The organism is Azoarcus sp. DD4, from assembly GCF_006496635.1.
GTDB lineage: Bacteria > Pseudomonadota > Gammaproteobacteria > Burkholderiales > Rhodocyclaceae > Azoarcus.
On the sequence record NZ_CP022958.1, the window covers coordinates 2,023,056 to 2,048,779 of the forward strand.

Genomic DNA, 25,724 nt, shown 5'->3' on the forward strand with positions numbered 1-25,724 from the left:
GCGGCGGGCGATGTTCCCGTGCTGCGACCCGACATGAAGGGCTGATAAATCCGCCATCCTGGCCTATTGTTCGAGGATGTGCCGGGAGTAGAATCGCGCCGCCCGTTGCACTTTTGTGTTGCGTTGCACCGCAAGTCTTATAAAAGACATATAATTCCGTCCGTCCGCGCGGGCGAACCCCGCCTGGACCCCCTGCCACCGTCACGAAACTGGAAGGAAGTCGCCGTGCTTGAAGCCTACCGTGCCCATGTCGCCGAGCGTGCCGCCCTCGGCATCCCGCCGCTGCCCCTGACCAAGCAGCAAACCGCCGAGCTGGTCGAACTGCTCAAGAACCCGCCCGCCGGCGAGGAAGCCTTCCTTGTCGAACTGCTCACCCATCGCGTGCCGGCCGGTGTGGACGATGCAGCCAAGGTCAAGGCCGAGTTCCTGGCCAAGGTCGCCAAGGGCGAAGAATCCTGTGGTCTGGTCTCCCGTGCCAAGGCCACCGAACTGCTGGGCACCATGCTCGGCGGTTTCAACATCAAGCCGCTGATCGACCTGCTCGCCGACGCCGAAGTCGGCACGGTGGCCGCCACCGGTCTGAAGAGCACGCTGCTGATGTTCGATTACTTCCACGACGTCAAGGAACTGGCCGCCGCCGGCAACGCCAACGCCAAGGCCGTGATGCAGTCCTGGGCCGACGCCGAGTGGTTCACCAGCCGCCCGGAAGTGCCGGCTTCGCAGAAGCTGACGGTGTTCAAGGTCACCGGCGAAACCAACACCGACGACCTCTCGCCGGCGCCGGACGCCTGGTCGCGTCCCGACATCCCGCTGCACGCGCTGGCGATGCTGAAGAACGCGCGTCCGGGTATCACCCCGGAAGAGCCGGGCGTGCGCGGCCCGGTCAAGTTCCTCGAAGAACTCAAGGCCAAGGGCAACCTGGTCGCCTACGTCGGCGACGTGGTCGGCACCGGCTCCTCGCGCAAGTCCGCCACCAACTCGGTGCTGTGGTTCACCGGCGAAGACATCCCCTTCGTGCCGAACAAGCGTTTCGGCGGCGTGTGCCTGGGCTCCAAGATCGCCCCGATCTTCTTCAATACCATGGAAGACGCCGGCGCGCTGCCGATCGAGATCGACGCCGGCCAGATGGACATGGGCGACGAGATCGAGCTCAAGGTCGATGCCGCCACCGGCAAGGTCACCGCGCTCAAGAATGGCGCCGTGATCGCCGAATCGCAGCTCAAGACCCTGGTCATCCTCGACGAAGTGCGCGCCGGTGGCCGCATTCCGCTGATCATCGGCCGTGGTCTTACCACCAAGGCGCGCGAAGCGCTGGGCCTGCCGCCCTCCACCCTGTTCCGCCTGCCGCAGGCGCCCGCCGATTCCGGCAAGGGCTTCTCGCTGGCACAGAAGATGGTTGGCCGTGCCTGCGGACTGCCGCTCATTGGCGGAAATCAGCAGGGCATCCGCCCGGGCACCTACTGCGAACCGAAGATGACCACCGTCGGCTCGCAGGACACCACCGGCCCGATGACCCGCGACGAACTCAAGGATCTGGCCTGCCTCGGTTTCTCCGCCGATCTGGTGATGCAGTCCTTCTGCCACACCGCGGCCTACCCGAAGCTGGTCGACGTCAAGATGCACCGCGAGCTGCCGAGCTTCATCAGCACCCGCGGCGGCGTCGCGCTGCGTCCGGGCGACGGCGTGATCCACTCCTGGCTCAACCGCCTGCTGCTGCCGGATACCGTCGGCACCGGCGGCGACAGCCACACCCGCTTCCCGATCGGCATCTCCTTCCCGGCCGGTTCCGGTCTGGTCGCCTTTGCCGCCGCCACCGGCGTGATGCCGCTGGACATGCCGGAATCGGTGCTGGTGCGCTTCAAGGGCACCATGCAGCCGGGCGTCACCCTGCGTGACCTGGTCAACGCGATCCCGCTGTACGCGATCAAGCAGGGTCTGCTGACCGTCGAGAAAAAGGGCAAGAAGAACATCTTCTCCGGCCGCATCCTCGAAATCGAAGGCCTGCCGGATCTGAAGGTCGAACAGGCCTTCGAACTGACCGACGCCTCGGCCGAGCGCTCCGCCGCCGGTTGTACGGTCCACCTCAACAAGGCGCCGATCGTCGAGTACATGAACTCGAACATCACCCTGATGAAGTGGATGATCGCCAACGGCTACCAGGATGCCCGCACCCTCAAGCGTCGCATCAAGGCCATGGAAGACTGGATCGCCAACGGCGAACTGCTGTCGGGCGATGCCGACGCCGAGTACGCCGCGGTCATCGAGATCGATCTGGCCGACATCAAGGAGCCGATCGTCGCCTGCCCGAACGACCCGGACGACGTCAAGCTGCTGTCCGAAGTCGCGGGCGACAAGATCGACGAAGTCTTCATCGGTTCGTGCATGACCAACATCGGTCACTTCCGCGCGGCCGGCAAGGTGCTGGACGGCAAGTCCGACATCCCGACCCGACTGTGGATCGCCCCGCCCACCAAGATGGACGCGATGATCCTCAACGAGGAAGGCTACTACGGCGTGCTCGGCAAGTCCGGCGCCCGCATGGAGATGCCGGGCTGCTCGCTGTGCATGGGCAACCAGGCGCAGATCCGCAAGGGCAGCACCGCGATGTCGACCTCGACGCGCAACTTCCCGAACCGTCTCGGCATCGACACCCGCGTGTATCTGGGTTCGGCCGAACTGTCCGCGGTGTGCGCGCTGATGGGCAAGATCCCGACCGTCGAGGAGTATCTGGCCCAGGTGGAAGTGGTCAACAAGAAGGCTGCCGACATCTACCGCTACATGAACTTCGACCAGATCGAAGAGTTCAAGAGCGTCGCCGATACCGTCGAGGTCTGAGCTTCAAGGTTTGAGGTAGGGAGACTGGAGCAGGGCGCCCCAAGAGCGTCCGCCCATCGATGAGGAACGCCCCTGTCCGGGTTGCCGGCAGGGGCGTTTGTTTTTTTCGCGTCGTTCGCAGCGCGGATCATTGCCGCGGCGGTCTGTCATCGGCCGATGCCCGGCGGTGGACGGCGACGGGCTTGAAAGTGAGAAGAATTTGCAAGCGGACGTACTTTGCCGTCGTCGGATGGAGTATCGGGAGCTATTCTCCAGTTAGGCGGAGTGGTGTTCGGCAAGGGGCGCGGCCATGAGCGAGTCGAGAAAGGGCGGGCACGCGGCGGACGGCGGTGACGCGTGGCAGTGCGGCGGGGCATTGGCGGTGTTGCGCGCAATCAATTCGATGATCATCGACGCCGGCGATGAAGACCTGCTGCTCGCTGACGCCTGCCGGAGTGTGGTCGAGATCGGCGGCTACGACTGTGCCTGGATCGGCTATCCCGACGGCGACGATGGCGCTTTGCGGATTGCGGCCGCCTGCGGTGCCGAGGCGGGCGAGTTCGGGCGCCTGGCCTTGTCGCCGGTTGGCGGCGAGGACGGGGGCGGCCTGCTGGAGCGGCTGCGGCTCGGCTGGTCGTGGCAGGTGCCTATGTCGGCGATGGGCGCTGGGTCCGCACTGGCGATCCTGCCCTTGGGGAGCGGCGCGGGCCTCCTCGGTGTCATGGTGGTGCGTGACCGGCAGCCCCTGCAGTCGGCGGAGCTCGCCCTGTTGCACGAGGCGGCGCGTAGCCTGGCCTACGGTGTCGCGACGCTGCGCTCGACCCTGGCGAGGACGCGTGCCGAGGCAGAGTTGCACCGCGTCGAACGTGCCAGGCGCACCCTGAGCGCAACCAATCGCGCCTTGGTGCGGACCACCGACGAACTCGCGCTGCTCGGCGAAATCTGCCGGGTGATCGTGGAGGAGGGTGGTTATCGCTACGCCTGGGTGGGCTATGCCCGCCGCGACGAGAGCCGCGGCGTCGACGTGATGGCGCACGTGGGCGTCGAACGTGCCCATCTCGAAGGGCTGCGCCTGACCTGGGCGGACAGCGAGCGCGGCCGCAGCGCCACCGGGATGGCGATACGCACCGGACAGCCGAGCATAGGCCGCAACATCCTCACCGATCCGGATCTCGCGCCTTGGCGCGACGAGGCCCTGCGCCGCGGTTATGCGGCGGTGTCCGCCTTTCCGCTGACGGTGGCGGGCGAGGTCATCGGCAACCTGAGCATCGCCGCGGTCGAGCCCGATGCCTTCGATGCGGCCGAAGCCGACCTGCTCGGCGAACTCGCCGGCGACCTGGCCTTCGGCATCGAAACCCTGCGCATGCGCCAGCGCAGCCGGGAGGCGGAGGCCACGATCAAGCGCATGGCCGAGCAGGACGCGCTGACCGGCCTGCCCAACCGCTGGCGGCTGCGCATGCGGCTGGAAGAGGAAATCCGCGCGGCCAGGGCCGGACATCGCCCCTTCGCGCTGCTTATGCTCGGCATCGACCATTTCCAGGAGATCAACGAGACGCTCGGCTACCAGCAGGGCGACGCGATGCTGTGCGAGGTCGCGGCGCGGGTAGCGCGCGCCGTGACCGACGGCGCCAACGTGGCGCGCATGGGCGAGGCCGAGTTTGCCGTTCTGTTAACCAATTGCGATGCCGGGGGAGCGTCGGTGGCGGCACAGCGCATCCTCGCCGAGATGTTCGATCCCGTGGCGATCGGGGACGTCATGCTGGATGCCGGCAGCAGCATCGGCATCGCGGTGTTCCCCGGTCACGGTACCGAACCGGATGCACTGGTGCGGCGCGCCAACGTGGCGATGCACCAGGCACGCCAGAGCGGCCACGGTTATGCGCTCTACACCGGTGGGCGGGACCGCGAGTGCGCCCGCCGGCTGGCGCTGATCGGCGACCTGCACCGCGCGATCGAAGGCAGCGAGCTGCAGCTCTATTGCCAGCCCAAGGCACGCTTTTCGAACCGGGAGATCTGCGGCGTCGAGGCCCTGGTGCGATGGCAGCATCCCCAACTGGGCATGATCTCGCCCAACGAATTCATCGGCCTGGCCGAGCACAGCGGCCTGATCAGTCCGCTGACCGATTGGGTGATGCAGGCCGCCTTCCGCCAGGCCTATGTGTGGCGTGAGGCCGGGCTGCGTTTGCCGATGGCGGTCAATCTCTCCGCCCGCGACCTGCGCGATCCGCGACTGGTCGAGCGGGTGCGCAACCTGCTCACCACCTGGGGAGGGGAGCCGGAGGGGGTGCAGTTCGAACTCACCGAAAGCGCGCTGATGCAGGATCCGCAAGGCAGCCTGGACAGCATGAAACGCCTGAAGGATCTGGGGGTGGAGCTCTTCATCGACGATTTCGGCACCGGCTATTCCTCGCTCGCCTATCTGCAGAAGCTGCCGGTCGATGCGATCAAGATCGACCAGTCCTTCGTGCACGACATGCTGTCCAACAGCGATTCCGCGGTGATCGTGCGGTCGACGATAGATCTGGCCCACGACCTCGATCTCGAAGTCGTCGCCGAGGGCGTGGAGGATCACGCCGGTTGGGAACACCTGGCGGCGCAGGGTTGCGACGTCTGCCAGGGCTATGTGCTGAGCCATCCGATTCCGGCCGAGGCCTATGCCGGGTGGGTGAGTGGAGGTGCCTCGGGCAGGGTGCTGATGTAAGCGGGCTTTAAGAGAAATTTAGGCTTTCAGACAGTGCAATTTAGGAATCCCCTGTGCCCGGCAGGCGCATGCTGCGCCCCGTCCGCCAAGTCGTGACGCGAGCTTGCGGACTCCCATCCCGAGACCAGGAGAATTTCGATGAACAAGTTATCGACCGGCATTGCCGTGGCTGCGGTGCTATTCGTTTCGCAGGCGGCCTGTGCGGCCGGGAATCAGGCCACGCGCGCCGAACAGCAGCGCGGCCGCTATATCGTGCAGATCGCCGGCTGCAACGATTGCCATACCCCCAACTATGCGATGAGTGGCGGCAAGGTCGCCGAGGCCGAATGGCTGACCGGCGACAGGCTGGGGTGGAACGGTCCGTGGGGGACGAGCTATCCGTCCAATCTGCGGAACTACTTCTCGCGCGTTTCCGAGGCGGATTGGCTGAAGACCGCCCGCCAGGCCAATTACCGTCCGCCGATGCCGTCCAGCGTGTTGCACGACATGAGCACGGCCGACCTGCGCGCCGTCTGGCGTTTCGTGCGAGCGCTCGGTCCCGCCGGGGAGGAGGCCCCGGCCTACTTGCCGCCGACGCAGCAGCCGGAAGGGCCGGTGGTGCGCTTTCCGATGCCGCCGGGCTGACGGCGGTCGCCCGGACCAAGCGATACGCATTTTTTCGCGGTGACACTACTGGCAGCGGGGGATATACGGCTATGATTCCGGCACCATGCCGGACATGCCCTTGCCCCTGCTCGATGCTGCTTCTTCCGTTTTCATCGCTGGTCCGGTGAGCATGAACGTCGCGGCATCCCGCCCGGGCGGGTTTCCGGCCTTGTCGCGTGCGGTCGGTTGCCGGGTGTCCTCGGACAGGCGGCACGTAACCGTGCTGGTAGGGGCGGCGATGGCGGCGGAGGTGATCGAAGGCGTGCGGCGCAATGCCGCCTTCGCGGCGGTTTTCAGCGATCCGCCGAGCCATCGCACGCTGCAGCTCAAGGGCAAGGACGCCATCGTGCTGCCGGCCGAAGCGGGCGACGCCGCGCTGGCGGACGCTTACCGCGCCGGTTTCGCCGCGGTGCTGGAGCCGATGGGCTTTCCACCGGCGATCATCCACGCCTTCCTCGCCGTCCCGGCCGACGATCTCGTCACCGTGCGCTTCACGCCGTCGTCGGTGTTCCAGCAGACACCCGGGCCGCATGCCGGCGAGCCGCTGGGGGGCAGCGCGTGAAGATCACGCTGGACGCCATCCGGGAATGCCTCGAAGGCGTCATCCCGGGCAACATCGCCACCTGCGCGGCAGACGGCACACCCAACGTCGCCTATCTTTCGCAGATCCAGTATGTGGATAGCGAGCATCTGGCGCTGTCCTACCAGTTCTTCAACAACACCCGGCGCAACATCCTTGCCTCGCCCTATGCCCGGATCGCCGCGATCGATCCGCACACCGGCGCGCACTTCCGGATGAGCCTGCACTACCTGCGCACCGAGGAATCCGGCCCGCTGTTCGAAAACATGAAGGCGCGGCTGGAAAGCATCGCCTCGCACACCGGCATGAGCGGGGTCTTCCGACTGCTCGGGGCGGATATCTACCGGGTACTGGATATCGAACAGGTACCGGGTGAGACGCTGCCTTCGCCGCCGCGCCGCAACCTGCTGGCGGCCCTGCGCGCCTGTGCCGAGCAGTTGAGCGCCGCCACCGACCTCGATGCCTTGCTCGGCAAGCTGCTGGATGGGCTGGAGCGCCAGTTCGGCGTCGAACATGCGATGGTGCTGATGCTCGACGAAGCGGGCGGGCGGCTCTACACCGTCGCCAGCCGGGGCTATCCCAGCTCGGGTGTGGGCTCCGAGATCGCCCTCGGCGACGGCGTGATCGGCGTTGCGGCGCGTGAAAGGACGCCCATCCGCATCGGTCACTTCACGGCGCAGTACAGCTACGGCCGGGCAATTCGCGACAGCCTGGCGCGTCAGGGTGGCGCCGGTATCGAGACCGAGATTCCCTTGCCGGGCTTGCCCGATTCCTGCAGCCAGCTGGCCGTGCCCATCATGGCCTGTCAGCGCCTGCTCGGCGTGCTGTACGTTGAGAGCGTGCAGGATCTGCGCTTCGGCTACGACGACGAGGACGCGCTGGTGACGCTGGCCGGTCAGGTCGGCGCCTGCATCCGCCTGCTGCAGCAGGCGCACGAACAGCCGCTGCTCGAGCAGCCGGACGAGACCGGGGCGGCGGCGGTAGCGGAAGACCCACCGCCGCGGCATGGCGGACAGGCGGTGTCCTTGCGGCACTACGGCGAGAACGACAGCGTCTTCCTCGACGGCGACTACCTCATCAAGGGCGTGGCCGGGTCGATCTTCTGGGCGCTGGTGAGCGATTACGTCGACAAGGGCCGGACGGAGTTTTCCAACCGCGAACTGCGCCTCGATCGCCGCATTCACCTGCCCGACATCAGCGACAATCTGGAAGCGCGGCTCATCCTGCTTGCCCGGAGGCTCGCCGAGCGCAAGGCCCCGTTGCGGCTCGAAAAGACCGGCCGCGGCCGTTTCCGGCTGTGCGTCGACCGTCCGCTGGTGCTGGTCGACGCCGCGCCTTGATGGCGGCCGGCGGCCTTGTGCCGTCCCAGCCTAAGAATTCCTTTCGATATTCCTAAGAGTTTCCTAAGCAGGTATTCGCCCGGCACCGCCGTCGCTACAGTGCGTCGCCATGAACCTGGCAACGAGGAGCCGAGGCATGGATATCAAGGAATACGACGACAGCCCGGAGGCATTGCTGCAGGCAATGCTGCTGATCCGGGCCTACGAGCAGCGCGCGGTGGCGCTGCAGGCGGCACTGGGCGTACCCGGTACCTGCACCGCGGTCGGCCAGGAAGCGTCGGCTGTCGGTGTGGTGGCCGCACTCACGAAAGACGACCTCATCCTCACCAACCACCGCAGCGCGGGCCATCTGCTTGCCCGCGGCGCCGATCCCGGCCGCATGCTGGCCGAAGTGATGGGCAGGCGCGGTGGCTACTGCAAGGGCAAGAGCGGTTCGCTGCACATATCGGCGAAGGAGCTCGGCGTGGTCCTGACATCCACCATCGTCGGCGGCGAACTCGCGCTCGCCACCGGCGTGGCACTGGCGCAGAAGACGCTCGGCCGGCCGGGCGTGGTGGTGTGTTTCTTCGGCGACGGCGCCGCCTGCGAGGGCCGCTTCCACGAATCGCTCAATCTCGCTGCGGTGTGGGGGCTGCCCATCCTCTATGTGTGCGAGAACAACGAGTGGCAGGCTTTCGTCCATCGGCGCGAAACCATGGTCGGCGACAGCATCGCCGGTTGGGCGGCGCCTTACGGCATCGACTATGCCAGCGTGGACGGCAACGACGTCGAGCAGGTCAGGGCGATTGCCGCCGAGGCGGTGGCGACGGTGCGCGCCGGTAGCCGGCCATTCTTGCTGGAGACGCGCACCTACCGGCTGCGCGGCCACTTCGAACCGGACGACCAGGCGTATGTAGACCCGCAGGAGCTGGCCGCCTGGCAGGCGCGCGATCCGCTGCCGCAGATGGAGGCCCGTCTGCTCGCGTCCGGCCTTTGCGATGCCGCCACGATCGCCGCAATGAAGGCCGAGGCGGAGGCGCGTGTCGCTGCCGGCTATGCCTACGCCATCGACTCGCCTTATCCGGGCGTCGCCGAACTTACCACCGACGTCTACGCCTGAGGAGCACGAAGATGGCACAGATCACCGTACAGGAAGCGATCGAGCAGGCGCTGGCCGAAGAAATGCGCCGCGATCCGGGCGTGATGCTGATGGGCGAGGGCGTCGCCACCAAGCGCCGCGGCCTGGTGGAGGCCTTCGGCCCGGAGCGGGTGCGCAACACGCCGCTTGCCGAGGGCATCATCGCCGGTACCGCGGTGGGCGCCGCGGCGATGGGGCTGCGACCGGTTGTCGACCTGCTGTTCGCGCCCTTCCTCTGCTATGCGATGGACGAGATCGTCAACAGCGCCGGCAAGCTGCGTTACCTCTCGGGCGGACAGTTCGAGTTCCCGATGGTGGCGATCTCGATGACGGGCGCCGGCTGGTGCGTCGGCTCCCAGCACAACCACAACGTCGAGGCCTGGTTCGCCCATTCGCCCGGCCTGAAGGTGGTGATGCCGGCCAGCGTGGCCGATTTCAAGGGGCTGTTGAAGAGCGCCATCCGCGACAACAATCCGGTGCTGTTCTTCGTCGATATCGGCCTGGCCTATGCCAGCGGCGAGGTGCCGGAGGGCGACTGCCTGGTGCCCATCGGCAAGGCGGCGGTGCTGCGGCAGGGCACCGACGTGAGTCTGGTGTCCTACGCCAAGACGGTGGATGTCTGCCAACGCGCGGCCGACGCCCTGGCCGGACAGGGCATCTCCGCGGAGGTGATAGACCTGCGCAGCCTCAAGCCGCTGGATACCGAGACGGTGCTTGCATCGGTACGCAAGACCGGCCGGGCGGTGGTGGTGCACGAGGCCAGCCGCAGTTACGGGGCGGGTGCCGAGGTGTCGGCGACCATTACCGAGCAGGCCTTCGATGCGCTCAAGGGGCCGGTCCTGCGCGTGGCCGGGCCGGATGCGCCGGCGCCGGCAAGCTATCCGCTGGAGCAGGCCTTCGTGCCCCAGCCCGATGCAGTGGTGGCCGCAGTGCGGCGCCTGCTCGGCTGACACGCAAGCGGCGGTCCCATCCTTCTGGCGGCGGGGGGCGAGCGCGCTTGCGCCCGGCGGAACGGAGCTTGCTTCGTGTCCTGTCAAGGCGCATTCGTGTGCGTTTCGCGACATCCCTGCCAACCAGACGGAATTCCGCATGAAGTTCTACATGACCCCCGGCTCGTGTTCGACCGGCATACACATCCTGCTCGAAGAGATCGGCAAGGTCTTCGAGGCTTACATCGTCAATCTGCCGGCCGGCGACCACCGCAAGCCGGACTATCTGGCGATGAATCCCAAGGCGAGCATTCCGGTACTGGTGCGCGATGACGGTTCGGTGCTGACCGAGTTCCCGGCCATTGCCTTCTGGCTGGCGCGCGCCAATCCGCGCGCGCGGCTGCTGCCGGAGGACGACGAAGGCGTGGCCCGCGTGCTGGAACACTTGTGCTACGTCACCGCCACCATCCACGGCCAGGGTTTCACCCGCATCTTCACCACCGATGCCTACACTGCCAATCCGGCCGAACACGATGCTGTCAAGGCGCGCGGGCGTGAAATCGTCGATGCCGGCTTCGCGGTGATGGAAGCGGCGCTGGCGGACAAGGATTACCTCGTCGGCAACTTCTCGATCGCCGATGCGGCGCTCTTCTACGTCGAGTTCTGGGCCGACCGCATCGGCATCCCCTTGCCACCCAATTGTCTTGCGCACTACCAGCGCATGCGGGCGCGGCCGGTGGTGCAGCAGGTCCTGCGCGAGGAAGGCTATCGCTGAGCCGGGCGGCGGCGGGGACGGTTGGCCTTGCGGGTAGAATGCGGGCTCGATTCGGGGGCAGCCCCGGTCTTCATGGTCTGCCCCCACCTTCCCCTATGCAAGCGATCACCCAGCAGATGGCGCTGTCTGCGCCGCTGTTCCTTCTTGTCTTCGTCGGCTATGCCTTGATCCGCCTGGCGGGCTGGCCGCGGTCGATCGGCGATGCGCTATCGCGCTTCGTCTTCGCGGCTGCGCTGCCGGCGATGCTGTTCCGCCTGATGAGCGATTTCTCGCGCCTGCCGCCGGTCGATGCGCGCCTGCTGATCGCCTTCTTCGGCAGTTGCCTGGTGGTGTTCGTGATCGGGCGCATCGTGGCCTGGCGCCTGTTCGGACTCGACGGCGTGGCCCAGTCGGTGTTCGCGCTCGGCGGGGTGTTCTCCAACAACGTCATGATCGGTCTGCCGATCGCACGTCTTGCGTTGGGCGAGGCAGCGGTGCCTTCGGTGGCGCTGGTCCTGGTGTTCAATGCGCTCATCCTGTGGACGCTGGTGACCACCTCGGTGGAGTGGGCGCGCCACGGCCGCTTTTCCGCCGGGGGCTTTGCCAAGACGGCACGGGGCGTGATCACCAACCCGCTGATCGCAGCCATCCTGTCGGGAACGGCCTTCGGTTTCGTTGGCCTCGCTTTGCCGGACTTCATCGATACCACGCTGGGCATGGTGGCTGAAACCGCCGCACCGCTTGCGCTGATGGCGCTCGGCATGGGCCTGGCGCACTACCGCGTGCGTGACGGCATCGGCATGGCGGCGGCAATCTCGGCCATCAAGCTGCTGGTGCAGCCGCTGATCGTATGGGGCATCGCACGCGCACTGGGTCTGCCGCCGCTGGAAACCCAGGTGGTGGTCCTGCTTGCATCGACCGCCGTCGGCGTGAATGTCTACCTGATGGCCAGGCAGTTCAATGTGGTGGAAGGCGCGGTAGCGGGCAGCCTGGTGCTATCGACCCTGCTGTCCGCGCTCACGACGCCCCTGATCCTGGCGCTGGCGACGGGCTGACTGCGGCAACAGGCGTCAGGCGGCGCAGGCGCAGGGCGATGGCGAAGGTCAGCGCCGTGCCGAGGCCGAGCAGCAGGGCGACTCCTGCCCAGCGCGCCGAACTCCAGGCGAAACCGGCCAGCGTGCCGATCACGCTGCCGCCGAGGTAGTAGCTGCACAGGTAGAGCGCGGCCGCCAGCGCCCGGCGCTCCTGGGCGCGTCGTCCCACCCAGCCGCTGGCGGTAGTGTGGCTGGCGAAGAAACCGAAGGTGAACACCGCCACCCCCAGGATGATGACCGCGAGCTGCCCGCTGGCGGTCAGCGCGAGGCCGCCGGCCATCAGGCATACCATCATCCAAAGCACGTTGCGGCGACCGAAGCGGTCGGCAAGGCGGCCGACCCAGGCCGAGGCCCAGGTGCCGATCAAGTAGAGCAGGAACACCGCGCCGATCGCCGTCTGGCCGAGATGGAAGGGGGCGTCGTGCAGGCGGAAGCCGAGGTAGTTGTAGAGGCCGACGAAGGCGCCCATGATCAGGAAGGCGGTCAGGAACAGCCAGGGCAGGCCTGCGTCGCGGAAGATGTCGGCCGCGTCGCGCGCGATGCGCAGCGGCGTCGCCGGGCGCGGACGGAAATGACGGGAGGCGGGCAGCCCGTGCCAGAACACCACGGCGGCGATGCCGCCGAGCACGCCGAGCATGACCAGCGCGATCCGCCATGAGCCCCATTCCGTCAGCAGCGCGGCGAGAAAGCGGCCGCTCATGCCACCGAAGGCATTGCCGGCGATGTAGATGCCCATCGCCCGCCCTTGGGCGTTGGGCGCCACCTCTTCGCCGAGATAGGCCATCGCCGCTGCCGGCAGGCCGGCGAGTGCCATGCCGAGCAGGGCACGCAACACCAGCAACTGGTTGAAGTCGCTGACCGCCGCGCTGGCCAGGGCGATCAGCGCCGCCAGCGCCAGTGAGCCCTTCATCACCTTCTCGCGGCCGTAGCGGTCGGACAGCACGCTGGCCGGAATCAGGCTCAACGCCAGTGCTGCCGTGCCGGCCGACACGGACAGGCTGGCGTGTGCCGGGCTGACGCCGAATACCGCGGCGAGCAACGGCAGCATCGGCTGGGTGCCGTACAGCATGGCGAACGTGGCGAATCCGCCGAGAAACATCGCCAGATTGGCGTGCCGGAAGGCGGCGGTGCCAGCCTCCAGTTGTACGGCCGTGGCCGGCGGCAGCACTGGCTTGGCGAGCGGAACTGCAGTGGTGGCGGGTGGGGGAGACATCGGGGAAATCCTCGGGGCCAGTGCGCGGTGCCTAGCGTGGATGTGATCCTAGGTTGCGGATCAGTCATCAGTCCAATATATTCGATATGGTCTATTGATATGTTTTGTATATATGGAACTGCGTCACCTGCGCTACTTCGTCACCGTGGCCGAAACGTTGAACTTCACGCGGGCTGCCGAGCGTCTGCACATCGGCCAGCCGCCCCTGTCGATGCAGATACGTGACCTTGAAACCGAGATCGGCGCAGTGCTGTTCGAGCGCAGCCGGCGCAAGGTCGAGCTGACCGAGGCGGGCAAGCGCTTCCTGCCGCGTGCCCGCAATATTCTCGAACAGGCTGTGCTTGCGGCGGACGAGGCGCGCCGGACAGCCCGCGGCGAGGTCGGCGAACTGCGCGTGGGCATCACGTCGTCCTTGCCCTACACGGCCATCCTGCCGGATGTGCTCGGCGCCTTCCGCCGCCGTCATCCCGGCCTGCGCCTGCAGGTGACGGAGATGTTTTCCGCGGACCAGTTCCTGGCGCTGGAACAGGGCCGCCTCGATGTCGGTCTGGTGCGGCATGACGTTGCCGAGGCGCCTCCCGGCATCGTCATCCGCGAGATCGGTCGCGATGGCCTGCGGCTGGTGGTCAACGTTGCCCATCCGCTCGCCGCGCAGGATTCGGTTGCGTTCCGTGATCTGCGGGGTGAGGAATTCATCAGCTTTCCCGCCGACGCCGGCACCGGCCTGCCGGGCATCCTGCTGCGCCTGAGTCGGGCTGCCGGTTTCGAACCCCGCATCGTGCAGATCGCGCGCGAGGCCACCACGCAGATCGGTCTGGTCGCCGCAGGGCTCGGCGTTGCGCTGTTGCCTGGTCCGCTCGAATGCGTGCGGATTCCGCGCGTGCGCTATCTGCCGGTGAAGGACGAGGGCGCGGACTTTCCGCTGGCAGTGGCCTGTACCGAACGCAAAGGGAATCCCGCGGTAAGCCGCTTCCTCGAAGTGCTCGACGATATCCGCCGTTCGTGAGCTTCGGCCCCGGGGTGGTTTTGTCGATAGGCGCTCGCCGCGTAGAATGCAGGCAATGCGTTCGCGGTCCCGTGACCCTTCAGCGACGCCAGACCCAGACCAGGGAAGACTGCCATCGACATGCCCGTTTCATCTGGCCACGCCTCGCTGTCCGACGCGGAAGGCCCGTTCCGCCCTGACGGCGTCTTCCTGCAAACGGTGCTCGATGCCATTCCGGCGCCGGTTTTCTTCAAGGACGCCACCGGCCGCTACCTGGGATGCAACACGGCTTTCCTGGAGTTCCTCGGCTACCAGGCCGATCGCATACTCGGAAAGTCGGTGTTCGATCTGTCGCCGCAGGATCTCGCGGCCCGCTATCACGCGCAGGATCAAGTCCTGTTCGACCAGCCGGGCGAACAGGTTTACGAAGCCCAGGTGCAGAACGTTCGAGGCGAGCGGCGCGACGTGGTGTTCTACAAGGCGACCTTTCGCGATGCCCAGGGGCGTGTCGCCGGGCTGGTCGGCACCATCCTCGACATCACCGACCGCAAGCGGGCCGAGGGCCGGGTGCGCGACAGCGAACAGCGCCTCGGTGCGCTGATCGAAGCCTTGCCCGATGCGGTGTTCTTCAAGGATGGTCTCGGCCGCTGGCTGGTCACCAACGGCAGGGCACAGGCCCTGTTCGGCTTGGGCGATACGGCCTGGTACGGCCTGACCGACCATCAGCTCGCCAAACTCGACCCGGCGCACGCCGAGACCTACCAGACCTGCGCCGAGAACGATGAAGCCGTCTGGCGGCAGGGGGGCGCCTACCAGTCGAGCGAAGTGGTGGAGGATCCGGAAGGCCGGAGGCGGATCTTCGACGTCACCCGCATCCCGCTCTTCGGCGCTGCCGGCGAGCGGGACGGTCTGGTTGTGGTGGGGCGCGACGTCACCGACCGGCGTGTCGTCGAGGAGCGCCTGCGACAGGCCGCAACGGTGTTCGACAACACCATCGAAGGCATCTCCATCACCGATCGCAACGGCATCATCCTGTCGGTCAATCCGGCCTTCAGCCGCATCACCGGTTATGCCGAGAGCGAGGTCGTCGGTTGCCACACCCGCGTCCTGCAGTCCGGCCGCCACAGCCGTGACTACTACCGGGCGATGTGGCGCACGCTGGCCAGGACGGGGCAGTGGCAGGGCGAGATCTGGAATCGGCGCAAGACCGGCGAGGTCTATCCGCAGTGGCTGACCATCGGCACGGTGCGCAATGAGGAAGGCGAGGTCAGCAACTACGTGGCGGTGTTCTCGGACATCTCCCAGATCAAGGACGCCCAGACGCAGCTCGAACGGCTGGCGCACTACGATCCTCTGACCGGTTTGCCCAACCGCGCGCTGCTCGACGACCGCCTGGAGCACGCGATCTCGCGGGCACGCCGCGCCGGCACCTCGGTGGCTGTGCTCTTTCTCGACCTCGACGGTTTCAAGAACGTCAACGACAGTCTCGGGCATCCGGCCGGCGACAGGCTGCTGCAGATCGTCGCCGAGCGTCTGTGTGCGGTGCTGCGCAAGGAAGATTCGGTGTCGCGCTTCGGCGGCGACGAGTTTGCGGTGGTGCTGGAAGACGTCGTGCTGGGCGAGGCCGTATCCGAGGTGGCCGAGCACATCATCGACGAGATCGCGCGACCGCTCGATCTGGATGGCCATGGCGCCCGCGTGTCGGCCAGCATCGGCATCGCGTTGTTCCCGCGTGACGGCAACGACGCGACCTCGCTGATCAAGGCGGCGGACACGGCGATGTACCGCAGCAAGGCGCTGGGCCGCAATACCTTCAGCTTTCACCACGAGGACATGGCGCAGGCGGCGCACCGGCGTCTCGCGCTCGAGCACGGACTGCGTCAGGCGCTGGAGCAGGACGGGTTCGAGCTCTGGTTCCAGCCGCAGATCGATCTGCGCAACGGAAGGGTGGCCGGTGCCGAGGCACTGCTGCGCTGGCGCGATCCGCAGCGGGGGCTGGTGTCGCCGGCCGAGTTCATCCCGCTGGCCGAGGAGACCGGGCTGATCGTGCCGATCGGCATCTGGGTGCTGGAGGAAGCCTGCCGGGCCGCACGAGGCTGGCTCGATGCCGGACTGGCACCGGGGCGTATCGCGGTGAACGTGGCCGCGCCGCAGATCGAGCGTGGTGGCTTCGAGCACGCGGTGGCTCGCGCACTGGAGGTTTCCGGCCTGCCGGCGACCGCCCTCGAGGTGGAAATCACCGAAGGTTCGTTGCTGCGCAGCGCAGACAACGCGCGACGTGCGGTCGCTGCCTTGCGGGCGCAAGGGGTGGCGGTCGCAATCGACGACTTCGGCACCGGCTATTCCTCGCTTGCCTACCTCAAGAATCTGGCGATCCAGACCTTGAAGATCGATCGCGAATTCGTGCGCGACCTGCCCAATGACGCCGGCAACCTGGCGATCACCCGTGCCGTCATCGCCATGTGCCGTAGCCTGGGTTTTGCCGTTGTGGCCGAAGGCGTGGAAGAAGCCGGGCAGGCCGAATTCCTTGTTCGCGAAGGCTGCGACCTTGCCCAGGGCTATCTGTTCGCGCGGCCGATGCCGGGGGCCGAGTTTGCCGCATGGCTGGCGGCCTACCGGCCCCACGTCCATGCACAGGCCGCCAACGGTTAGCCTGTTCCGAAGCCAGATTCCGTTCCTGATGCGAGGTTACCGATGAAGCATTTGCCGCCGAGTACGCCGTCCAATCCGTTTGCAGAATTGTCCGATGCCTGGACGGAGAGTTGGACTCAGCCCTGGTCCGCATGGCAGACCTGGTCGCGGCTGTGGGGTGAGCAATGGCAGCGTTGGTTCGATGCGCTTGCCGCGGTCCCCACGCCCTGGTTGCCTGCCCTGGCGGAAGAGCGCAGGAAGCAGCCGGAGGCGATCGACTTTTTCCTGCCCTGGCTGCCGCGGGCGGATTTCCGCATGGGGTGGCAGGGCGTCGATGCCGGGCGTGATACCGTCCATGCAATGCTGCGTGCCGCCGTCCCGGCCGCGGGCCTGTTCGGTGCGCTCGCTTATCGTCCGGCTGGCGACGAGAAGGCGATCGATGTCCAGCCGGCGGCGCAGTCGGCGGAAGCGAGGCCGCTATCGCTGGTCGAGCCGAAGGTCGAGACCACGAAAGCCGTGGCGCCGGTCAAGCGCAGCCCACGCAAGGCGACGACCGCTGCGAAGGCGTCTGCGGTGAGTAAGGGCGGATCGGCAAAGCGGGCGGGCGGTGTGCCGGTCGCGACCGCGGTTCCGGCGCCCGCCCAGGCGGCCGTGGTCGAGTCCGCCGAAGCGCAGAGGCCGAAGGCTGTCAGGCGCAAGGCCGTGAAACCGGCCACGGCGCCAGCCTCCGGGCAGAAGCCGGAAGGCGCCTGATCGGGGTCCGGGGATCAGCCGGCAAAGAAGCGCCGGCTGGCCTCGGCAGGCAGCTCCATGCCGGTATTGCGTGCGCGCTGAAGCAGTTCCCAGTAGTAGCGGTACGACGCCCTGTCGTGCAGTTTGCCTTCGTGCTGGATCGGTCCCCAGGCGCCATCCTGCGCGGCAATCAGGATGGCGGCGGCGTCCTCGACCTCCGAGAAATCCGGTCGCATCGCGTCGACGATGGGGCGGATCTGGTTGGGGTGGATGCTCCACATGCGCAGGTAACCGAACTCGCGGCGGGCGCGTTCGGCGTCGCTGCGGATGTAGTCGAGATCCTTGAGTTCGGTGGTGACGTTGTGTGAGGGTACGACGCCATTGGCCAGCGCCGCAGCCGAGATTTCCGTCTTGGCGCGAACGATGAGCGGATGTTCGAATTGCCCCGGGCTCTTCATCGCTGAACCAGGAATTGCGCCGTGATGGCCGGACACGAAGTCCATCAGGCCGAAATCGAGCGACTCCACGCCGTCCAGTGCGGCAATTTCCCAGACTTCCCGCAGTGCGCCGTGGGTTTCGATCAGCACATGAACCGGCAGGGCCGACGTCAGGCCGGATTCCCGTTCGATGCGCCGCAACTCGGCAATTTGTGCAAGGGTGTCGGCCGCCGAGCGCACCTTTGGGAGGGTGATGAAGGCCAGCCGCTTGCCGGCGCCACGAACCAGAATGTCCAGATCCTGCTGCCAATGTCCGTGGGTGACGTCGTGGATACGTGCGCCGACGCGACCATGCCGGTTGTCGGCGGAATTCACCACGCCGACCACCATGCGCGCATGCTCGGCCTCGGCGCCTGCGCGCGCGCCGTCTTCGCAGTCGCAGGTAATGTCGAATATCGGCCCGAGTTCGTTCTGCAGCGCGAGAGCCTTCTGCATCAGTTTCTCCGAGCCCGCGTAGTGATCGACGGCCGGCATGGCAGGGAAGGGCTTTTCGCCCGCGAACAGCACGTCGCGGGGATGAGGAGCGTGGGACATCGTCGGTCTCTATGCGGTGGCGATGGCGCCGAAGGATAGCAGCGCTGTCGTGAACGAAAAAGGCGCACGGCCGGAGCCGTGCGCCTTCGCGGTGATGCCGGCGGCAGCTTAGGCCAGCAGATCCTTCACGCCTTCGCGCTCTTCGAGCAGTTCGTTGAGCGTGTGGGTCATGCGCTCGCGCGAGAACTCGTCGATTTCCAGGCCCTGGACGATCTTGTACTCGCCGTTTTCGGTGGTGACCGGGAAGCCGTAGATGATGCCTTCAGGAATGCCGTAGGAGCCATCGGACGGGATGCCCATGGTGACCCATTCGCCCTTCGAACCCAGCACCCAGTCGCGGATGTGGTCGATGGCAGCGTTGGCGGCCGAGGCGGCGGACGACAGGCCGCGCGCTTCGATGATGGCGGCGCCGCGCTTGCCGACGGTCGGCAGGAACACGTCCTTGTTCCAGGCTTCGTCGTTGATCAGGCCCTTGACGCCGTCACCGTTGGAGGTGACGAAGCGGTAGTCGGCGTACATCGTGGGCGAGTGGTTGCCCCACACGACCAGGCTCTTGAGGCTGGAGACTTCGCGGCCGGACTTCGCAGCCAGTTGCGACAGCGCGCGGTTGTGGTCCAGGCGCAGCATGCCGGTGAAGTTCTTGGCCGGGACGCGACCGTACTTCTGGGCCACTTCCTTGGCGATGTAGGCGTTGGTGTTGCAGGGGTTGCCCACCACCAGCACCTTGCAGTCCGGATCGGCATACTGGCCGATGGCGGCGCCCTGCACGGTGAAGATCTTGGCGTTTTCGGTCAGCAGGTCCTTGCGCTCCATGCCGGGGCCGCGCGGACGGGCGCCGACCAGCAGGGCAACCTTGGCGTCCTTGAAGGCGACGTTGGGGTCGTCGGTGGCGATCATGCCGGCCAGCAGCGGGAAGGCGCAGTCTTCCAGTTCCATCATGACGCCCTTGACCGCCTTCTGGGCCTGGGGCAGGTCGAGCAGTTGCAGGATGACGGGCTGGTCCTTGCCCAGCATTTCGCCACTGGCGATGCGGAACAGCAGGCTGTAACCGATCTGGCCGGCTGCGCCGGTCACGGCAACGCGCACGGGGGCTTTGCTCATGTGAATACTCCCTCAAAAGAAGACGGACTGGGTGAAAGGTGTTCCTGCCTCGGCGGCGGCACCATCCGCACGCCGGTGGGTGGGCGGGATGGTCGGTTCCATAGAACGAGAGCGCGAAGATGGTAGAAGCAAGCTGAGCGCCTGTCAAATCATGTCTTTTATCTTATATAAGACATATGACAGCCCATAGACGCTACAGAATTTTTATGCTCAAATACGCGGATGGCTCAGGAATCCCCCACATTCAGCCCGCTTTACCGTCAGATCAAGGCCTTGATTCTTCAGGCGCTTGAGGCGGGGGAGTGGCGTCCCGGTCAGGCGATTCCGAGTGAGCAGGAACTCGCGTCGCGCTTCAGTGTATCCCAGGGAACGGTGCGCAAGGCGATCGATGAAATGGCAGCCGAGAACCTGCTGATCCGCAAGCAGGGCAAGGGCACCTTCGTCGCTTCGCACAACGACCCGCGCGCGCTGTTCCGTTTCCTGAGGTTGGTGCCTATGGATGGGGATCTGTCCCATCCGCAGAGCATTCCGCTCGACTGCTGGCGTGCCAAGGCAGGTCAGGAGGCGTCGCGCATGCTTGGCATCGAGCTGGGTGCGCCCATCATCATTGTTCGTCGTCTGCTCCGGTTTGCGATGAAGCCGGTGGTGATAGACGAGATCTATCTGCCCGGCGATGTCTTCCCGGGGCTGAGTTTCGAAATGCTGCAGGGCTGGAGCGGTTCGCTCTACAGCCTGTTCGAGACGCGTTTCGGTCTGCGCATGATCCGTGCGCAGGAGCGTATTCGTGCGGTCGCAGCCGATCGTTCCACCAGCGAGGCGCTCAAGGTGGCGGAAGGGACGCCGCTGCTGTCTGTCGAGCGTGTGACATATACCTATGGCGACAAGCCGGTCGAGTGGCGCAGGGGGCTCTATTCGACCGCCGAGCACTTTTATCTCAACGAGTTGAACTGAGTATGCAGGCAGCTTCGACTTGAGAGATGGTCGCTATAATTATGAACTTTTGGGAGTCAGCGACGGATCTCCGTCGCACATGTTGAGGGGAGTCTTCATGTCAGAAGTGACAGTACGCAAACAAAGGCCTAAGCACTTGGCCATCAACGAGATCCGGCTGCCGCTGCCAGGGATCGTGTCGATTCTTCATCGGGTGAGTGGGGCCGGGCTGTTTCTGCTCCTGCCTTTCCTGCTCTATTTGCTGGATCGTAGCCTGGGTTCGCCCGAGAGTTTCGCTACCTTCGAAGCCGTGGTCGGTCATCCGCTGGTCAAGTTGATCCTCATCGGCCTGTTGTGGGCGTTCCTCCATCACTTCTGTGCCGGCATCCGCTTCCTCGCGCTCGATCTCCACAAGGGGACTGAACTGCAGGCCGCGCGCAACTCGTCGCGCATCGTTCTGGTCGTGAGCATCGCGCTCACCGTGATCATCGGGGTGAAGCTGTGGTGAATCGCAAAATCGTCGGCGCCCACTACGGGCTGAAGGACTGGATCGCGCAGCGCGCGACCGCGGTGTTCATGGCGTTCTACACGGTCGTGTTCGCGATCTGTGCGCTGACCCTGCCGGAGCTGTCCTACGAAGCCTGGTCGGGTCTGTTCTCCAACGGGCTGATGAAGTTCGCCTCCTTCCTGTTCTTCCTCTCGGTGTTCTACCACGCCTGGATCGGCGTGCGTGACATCTGGATGGACTACGTCAAGCCGGACGGCCTGCGCCTGTCCCTGCACCTGATTACCCTCTTTCTGCTCGTCGGCTATGCCGGCTGGGCTGCCCAGATCCTGTGGAGGCTGTAAGCGTGAACGTCGCAAAGCGTACCTTTGATGCGGTCATCGTCGGCGCCGGTGGTGCCGGCCTGCGTGCGGCCCTGCAACTCTCCGAAGCCGGCCTCAAGACCGCCGTGCTGACCAAGGTCTTCCCGACTCGCTCCCATACCGTGGCGGCGCAGGGCGGCGTGGCGGCTTCGCTCGGCAATTCGACCGAAGATAACTGGCACTGGCACATGTATGACACCGTCAAGGGGTCGGACTGGCTGGGCGACCAGGATGCGATCGAATTCATGGTCCGCAAGGCCAACGAAGTCGTGGTCGAACTCGAACACTACGGCATGCCTTTCGACCGTACCGACAACGGCAAGATCTACCAGCGTCCGTTCGGCGGCCATTCGATGAACTACGGTCAGGCGCCGGTGATGCGCTCCTGTGCGGCAGCCGACCGTACCGGCCACGCCATGCTGCACGCGCTCTACCAGCGCAACGTGCGCGCCAACACCCAGTTCTTCGTCGAATGGATGGCGCTCGACCTGATCCGCAACAGCGAAGGCGATGTCCTCGGCGTCACCGCGCTGGAAATGGAAACCGGCGAAGTCTCGATCTTCCACGCCAAGGCGACGATCTTCGCCACCGGCGGTGCGGGCCGCATCTACTACAGTTCGACCAACGCCTTCATCAACACCGGCGACGGCGTGGGCATGGCCGCGCGTGCCGGCATCCCGCTGGAAGACATGGAATTCTGGCAGTTCCACCCGACCGGCGTGGCCGGCGCCGGCGTGCTGATCACCGAAGGCGTGCGCGGCGAAGGCGGCATCCTGCGCAACGCCTCGGGCGAGCGCTTCATGGAGCGCTACGCGCCCAACCTGAAGGACCTCGCCTCGCGCGACGTCGTGTCGCGTTCGATGGTGACCGAGATCAACGAAGGTCGCGGTTGCGGTCCCGACAAGGACCACGTGCTGCTCGACATCACCCACCTGTCGCCCGAGACCATCATGAAGCGCCTGCCCGGCATTCGTGAAATCTCGATCCAGTTCGCCGGTGTGGACCCGATCAAGGCGCCGATCCCGGTCGTGCCGACCTGCCACTATCAGATGGGCGGCATTCCGACCAACTACAAGGGTCAGGTCGTGGTGCCGAAGGACGGCAACCCGAACACTCCGGTGTCCGGCTTCTACGCCGCCGGCGAATGCGCCTGCGCCTCGGTCCATGGCGCCAATCGCCTCGGTACCAACTCCTTGCTTGACCTGCTGGTGTTCGGCAAGTCGGCCGGTGAAACCGTGGTGGCGGACTACCAGTCCGGCAACCTGACGCTGAAGCCGCTGCCTGCCGATGCGGCCGATGCCTCGCTGGCACGCATCAACCGTCTCGAAACTCAGAAGAACGGGACCGACGTGCACGAAGTCCGCCTGGCCATGCAGCGCACCATGCAGAAGCATGCCGGTGTGTTCCGCTTCAACGACCTGCTCAAGGAAGGCGTCACCCGCATCCTCGAGGTGGCCGAGCAGGCCAAGACCACCGAGATCGGCGACAAGTCCAAGGTCTGGAACACCGCCCGTACCGAAGCGCTGGAACTCGACAACCTGATCGAAGTGGCCAAGGCCACCATGATCTCCGCCGAGGCCCGCAAGGAATCGCGCGGCGCTCACGTCCGCGACGACGCCATCGATACCCCGGAGCGTCCGAATGGTCGTGATGATGCCAACTGGCTCAAGCACACGCTGTGGTTCAGTGAAGGCAACCGCCTCGACTACAAGCCGGTGAACCTGAAGCCGATGTCCGACGATGTCGAACCCATCGCGCTCGCCAAGCGTACCTACTGAGCGCGGGAGAACAGCACAAATGAGCAAGCGTACCGTTCACTTCAAGATCTACCGCTACGATCCGGACAAGGACGAGAAGCCCTACATGCAGGACATCTCGGTCGAGCTCGAAGCTTCCGACAAGAAGCTGCTCGACGCCATCGTCCGCCTCAAGACCAAGGACGACACCCTGTCCTTCCGCCGCTCCTGCCGCGAAGGCGTGTGCGGCTCGGACGCGATGAACATCAACGGCAAGAACGGCTTGGCCTGCCTGACCGATGTGGACTCCCTGGCGCAGCCGATCACGTTGCGTCCGCTGCCGGGGCTACCCGTCATCCGCGATCTGATCGTGGACATGACCCAGTTCTTCAAGCAGTACCACTCGATCAAGCCTTATCTGGTCAATAACGACCCGGCGCCGGAGCGCGAGCGCCTGCAGACCCCGGAGGACCGCGAGGAACTCAACGGGCTCTACGAGTGCATCCTATGCGCCTGCTGCTCGACCTCCTGCCCGTCGTTCTGGTGGAACCCGGACAAGTTCGTCGGCCCGGCTGGCCTGCTTGCCGCCTACCGTTTCCTCGCCGACACCCGCGACCAGGCGACCAACGAGCGTCTCGACAACCTCGAAGACCCGTACCGCCTGTTCCGCTGCCACACCATCATGAACTGCGTCGACGTCTGCCCGAAGGGTCTCAACCCGACGCGCGCCATCGGCAAGATCAAGGACATGATGGTCCGCAGGGCGGTGTAAGGCGATGACTATCAATCGAGGGCGCGTGCGCTGGCAGTGTCGTCGGGCTCTGCTCGAGCTCGATCTGGTCTTCGCGCGTTTCCTCGAACGCGACTTTGATCGTCTCACCGACGATCAGCTGGCGGATCTGGACGATCTTCTGCGCGCCGACGACTACGACATCTGGGCGATGGTCAACGGTAGCGCGGAATGCACGGTCGACCGCTGGAAGGAGATGGTTGGCTTACTGCGTCAGAAGTGACGCGGACAAGCCGGTCATGAACGAGGGAGTTAGCTTTAATCGGGCAAGCATAAAGGGACGACCATGAGCACTGAACGCATTGCAACCCTAACCGTCGATGGCAAGACCGTCGATTTCCCGGTGATGACCGGCACCCATGGCCAGGATGTCATCGACATCCGTACCCTGGGCGCCAAGACCGGTCTCTTCACCTACGATTCCGGTTTCCTCTCCACCGCCAGCTGCAAGTCGAAGATCACCTTCATCGACGGCGACAAGGGCGAACTGTTGTATCGCGGTTACCCGATCGAGCAACTCGCCGAGAAGTGCAACTTCCTCGAAGTCGCCTACCTGCTGAAGAACGGCGAACTGCCGAACGCCACGCAGAAGCTGGATTTCGAAAACACCATCAAGAACCACACGATGGTGCATGACCAGCTGACCCGTTTCTACAACGGTTTCCGCCGCGATGCCCACCCGATGGCCATCATGGTGGGCGTGGTCGGCGCGCTGTCCGCGTTCTACCACGACGCGATGGATTTCTCCGACCTGGAGCACCGCAACGTCTCGATCAATCGCCTGATCGCGAAGCTGCCGACCATCGTCGCCATGGCCTACAAGTACAACACCGGCCAGCCGTTCATGTACCCGCGCAATGACCTCGACTACACGTCGAACTTCATGCACATGATGTTCGGTACGCCGTGCGAGGAATACAAGCCGAACCCGGTGCTGGTGCGCGCGCTCGACGTGATCTTCACGCTGCACGCCGACCACGAGCAGAACGCCTCCACCTCCACCGTGCGTCTGGCCGGCTCCTCCGGCGCCAACCCCTTCGCCTGCATCTCGGCCGGTATTGCCTGCCTGTGGGGCCCGGCGCATGGCGGCGCGAACGAAGCCTGCCTCAACATGCTGGAAGAGATCGGCGACGTCTCCCGCGTCGGCGAGTACATCAAGCGTGCCAAGGACAAGAACGACAGCTTCAAGCTGATGGGCTTCGGTCACCGCGTCTACAAGAACTTCGACCCGCGCGCCAAGCTGATGGGCAAGGTCTGCGCCGACGTGCTGGGTGAACTCGGCCTTGAGAACGACCGCCTGTTCAAGCTCGCCAAGGAACTCGAGAAGATCGCGCTGGAAGACGAGTACTTCGTCGAGAAGAAGCTCTACCCGAACGTCGACTTCTACTCGGGCATCGTGCAGAAGGCACTGGGCATCCCGACCTCCATGTTCACCTGCATCTTTGCGCTCGCGCGCACGGTGGGCTGGATCACCCAGTGGGAAGAAATGATCACCGATCCGGAATACAAGATCGGCCGTCCGCGCCAGCTGTACACCGGCGCAGCACGGCGCGACGTTCCGGCCATCGGGCAGCGTCCGTAAGAGACGATGGAGAGGGGAGGGAGGCAATCCCGGCTCTAGCCGTCGCGGGATGGTGGCCTTGCGTCGCCATCCCGTTTTTCCATCCGACGCCTAGCACTGGATCCGCCAACCGCCGTTTTGCCGCAAGCAGGGAATCAGAACACCACAGGTGG

The 25,724-nt window shown here is 65.6% G+C and carries 22 protein-coding genes; 19 read left to right on the forward strand and 3 right to left on the reverse strand.

Going from position 1 to position 25,724, the window contains the following annotated elements; all coding sequences use genetic code 11:
• Positions 1-225: 225 nt before the first annotated feature.
• The 9 genes from acnB to CJ010_RS09505 all read left to right on the forward strand — a co-directional run bounded on the left by acnB (position 226) and on the right by CJ010_RS09505 (position 11,935).
• A complete protein-coding gene (gene acnB / locus CJ010_RS09465; RefSeq protein ID WP_141017803.1) occupies positions 226-2,835 on the forward strand; it encodes a bifunctional aconitate hydratase 2/2-methylisocitrate dehydratase in 2,610 nt (869 codons plus the stop codon).
• A gap of 289 nt (positions 2,836-3,124) precedes the next feature.
• Positions 3,125-5,515: an EAL domain-containing protein gene (locus CJ010_RS09470; RefSeq protein ID WP_141017804.1), complete on the forward strand. Its 2,391-nt coding sequence runs from the start codon at positions 3,125-3,127 to the stop codon at positions 5,513-5,515.
• A gap of 138 nt (positions 5,516-5,653) precedes the next feature.
• Positions 5,654-6,139: a cytochrome C gene (locus CJ010_RS09475; RefSeq protein ID WP_141017805.1), complete on the forward strand. Its 486-nt coding sequence runs from the start codon at positions 5,654-5,656 to the stop codon at positions 6,137-6,139.
• A gap of 94 nt (positions 6,140-6,233) precedes the next feature.
• On the forward strand, positions 6,234-6,722 hold the full coding sequence (locus tag CJ010_RS09480; RefSeq protein WP_240794544.1) for a hypothetical protein: 489 nt from the start codon (positions 6,234-6,236) through the stop codon (positions 6,720-6,722).
• Positions 6,719-8,080 (forward strand): GAF domain-containing protein, encoded by a 1,362-nt coding sequence (locus tag CJ010_RS09485; protein WP_141017807.1) that lies wholly within the window; start codon positions 6,719-6,721, stop codon positions 8,078-8,080. Before CJ010_RS09480 ends, CJ010_RS09485 begins: the two co-directional genes overlap by 4 nt.
• 136 nt (positions 8,081-8,216) lie before the next feature.
• On the forward strand, positions 8,217-9,179 hold the full coding sequence (locus tag CJ010_RS09490; protein ID WP_141017808.1) for a thiamine pyrophosphate-dependent dehydrogenase E1 component subunit alpha: 963 nt from the start codon (positions 8,217-8,219) through the stop codon (positions 9,177-9,179).
• A gap of 11 nt (positions 9,180-9,190) precedes the next feature.
• Complete coding sequence (locus CJ010_RS09495) at positions 9,191-10,147, forward strand: alpha-ketoacid dehydrogenase subunit beta (RefSeq protein WP_141017809.1); 957 nt, start codon at positions 9,191-9,193, stop codon at positions 10,145-10,147.
• Between the two features lie 139 nt (positions 10,148-10,286).
• Positions 10,287-10,901 (forward strand): glutathione S-transferase family protein, encoded by a 615-nt coding sequence (locus CJ010_RS09500; RefSeq protein WP_141017810.1) that lies wholly within the window; start codon positions 10,287-10,289, stop codon positions 10,899-10,901.
• Positions 10,902-10,996: 95 nt separating this feature from the next.
• Positions 10,997-11,935, forward strand: a complete 939-nt coding sequence (locus tag CJ010_RS09505) for an AEC family transporter (RefSeq protein ID WP_141017811.1) — start codon at positions 10,997-10,999, stop codon at positions 11,933-11,935.
• On the opposite strand, the gene CJ010_RS09510 is transcribed toward CJ010_RS09505, so the two are convergent.
• Positions 11,898-13,073 (reverse strand): MFS transporter, encoded by a 1,176-nt coding sequence (locus CJ010_RS09510; protein WP_141020639.1) that lies wholly within the window; start codon positions 13,071-13,073, stop codon positions 11,898-11,900. The genes CJ010_RS09505 and CJ010_RS09510 overlap by 38 nt on opposite strands.
• A 226-nt stretch (positions 13,074-13,299) precedes the next feature.
• Between CJ010_RS09510 and CJ010_RS09515 the strand changes: the two genes are divergently transcribed.
• The 3 genes from CJ010_RS09515 (at position 13,300) to CJ010_RS09525 (ending at position 17,556) form a co-directional block, all read left to right on the forward strand.
• Positions 13,300-14,193, forward strand: a complete 894-nt coding sequence (locus CJ010_RS09515) for a LysR substrate-binding domain-containing protein (protein WP_141017812.1) — start codon at positions 13,300-13,302, stop codon at positions 14,191-14,193.
• Positions 14,194-14,313: 120 nt separating this feature from the next.
• Positions 14,314-16,824, forward strand: a complete 2,511-nt coding sequence (locus tag CJ010_RS09520) for an EAL domain-containing protein (protein WP_141017813.1) — start codon at positions 14,314-14,316, stop codon at positions 16,822-16,824.
• 42 nt (positions 16,825-16,866) lie between these two features.
• Complete coding sequence (locus tag CJ010_RS09525; protein ID WP_141017814.1) at positions 16,867-17,556, forward strand: hypothetical protein; 690 nt, start codon at positions 16,867-16,869, stop codon at positions 17,554-17,556.
• Between the two features lie 14 nt (positions 17,557-17,570).
• Here CJ010_RS09525 and CJ010_RS09530 read toward each other — a convergent pair whose 3' ends face one another.
• Together CJ010_RS09530 and CJ010_RS09535 are read right to left on the reverse strand one after the other, a co-directional pair.
• Positions 17,571-18,566 carry a CoA ester lyase gene (locus CJ010_RS09530; RefSeq protein ID WP_141017815.1) on the reverse strand — a complete coding sequence of 332 codons (996 nt, stop codon included), beginning with the start codon at positions 18,564-18,566 and terminating at the stop codon, positions 17,571-17,573.
• A 108-nt stretch (positions 18,567-18,674) separates the two neighbouring features.
• Positions 18,675-19,667 carry a malate dehydrogenase gene (locus CJ010_RS09535; RefSeq protein WP_141017816.1) on the reverse strand — a complete coding sequence of 331 codons (993 nt, stop codon included), beginning with the start codon at positions 19,665-19,667 and terminating at the stop codon, positions 18,675-18,677.
• 222 nt (positions 19,668-19,889) lie between these two features.
• On the opposite strand from CJ010_RS09535, the gene CJ010_RS09540 reads away from it, so the two are divergent.
• From CJ010_RS09540 to gltA, 7 genes are all read left to right on the forward strand, one after another.
• The gene (locus tag CJ010_RS09540) at positions 19,890-20,618 is read left to right on the forward strand and encodes a GntR family transcriptional regulator (RefSeq protein ID WP_141017817.1); all 729 of its coding nucleotides are present in this window, start codon (positions 19,890-19,892) and stop codon (positions 20,616-20,618) included.
• Between the two features lie 97 nt (positions 20,619-20,715).
• A complete protein-coding gene (gene sdhC, locus CJ010_RS09545) occupies positions 20,716-21,105 on the forward strand; it encodes a succinate dehydrogenase, cytochrome b556 subunit (protein WP_141017818.1) in 390 nt (129 codons plus the stop codon).
• Complete coding sequence (gene sdhD, locus CJ010_RS09550; protein WP_141017819.1) at positions 21,099-21,446, forward strand: succinate dehydrogenase, hydrophobic membrane anchor protein; 348 nt, start codon at positions 21,099-21,101, stop codon at positions 21,444-21,446. The genes sdhC and sdhD overlap by 7 nt, the downstream gene beginning before the upstream one ends.
• 2 nt (positions 21,447-21,448) lie before the next feature.
• Positions 21,449-23,242, forward strand: coding sequence for a succinate dehydrogenase flavoprotein subunit (sdhA, locus tag CJ010_RS09555; protein ID WP_141017820.1), 1,794 nt, complete (start codon positions 21,449-21,451; stop codon positions 23,240-23,242).
• Positions 23,243-23,261: 19 nt separating this feature from the next.
• On the forward strand, positions 23,262-23,972 hold the full coding sequence (locus CJ010_RS09560; protein ID WP_141017821.1) for a succinate dehydrogenase iron-sulfur subunit: 711 nt from the start codon (positions 23,262-23,264) through the stop codon (positions 23,970-23,972).
• A gap of 4 nt (positions 23,973-23,976) precedes the next feature.
• Positions 23,977-24,213 carry a succinate dehydrogenase assembly factor 2 gene (locus CJ010_RS09565; RefSeq protein WP_141017822.1) on the forward strand — a complete coding sequence of 79 codons (237 nt, stop codon included), beginning with the start codon at positions 23,977-23,979 and terminating at the stop codon, positions 24,211-24,213.
• 63 nt (positions 24,214-24,276) lie between these two features.
• Positions 24,277-25,572, forward strand: a complete 1,296-nt coding sequence (gene gltA / locus CJ010_RS09570) for a citrate synthase (protein WP_141017823.1) — start codon at positions 24,277-24,279, stop codon at positions 25,570-25,572.
• Positions 25,573-25,724: the final 152 nt, after the last annotated feature.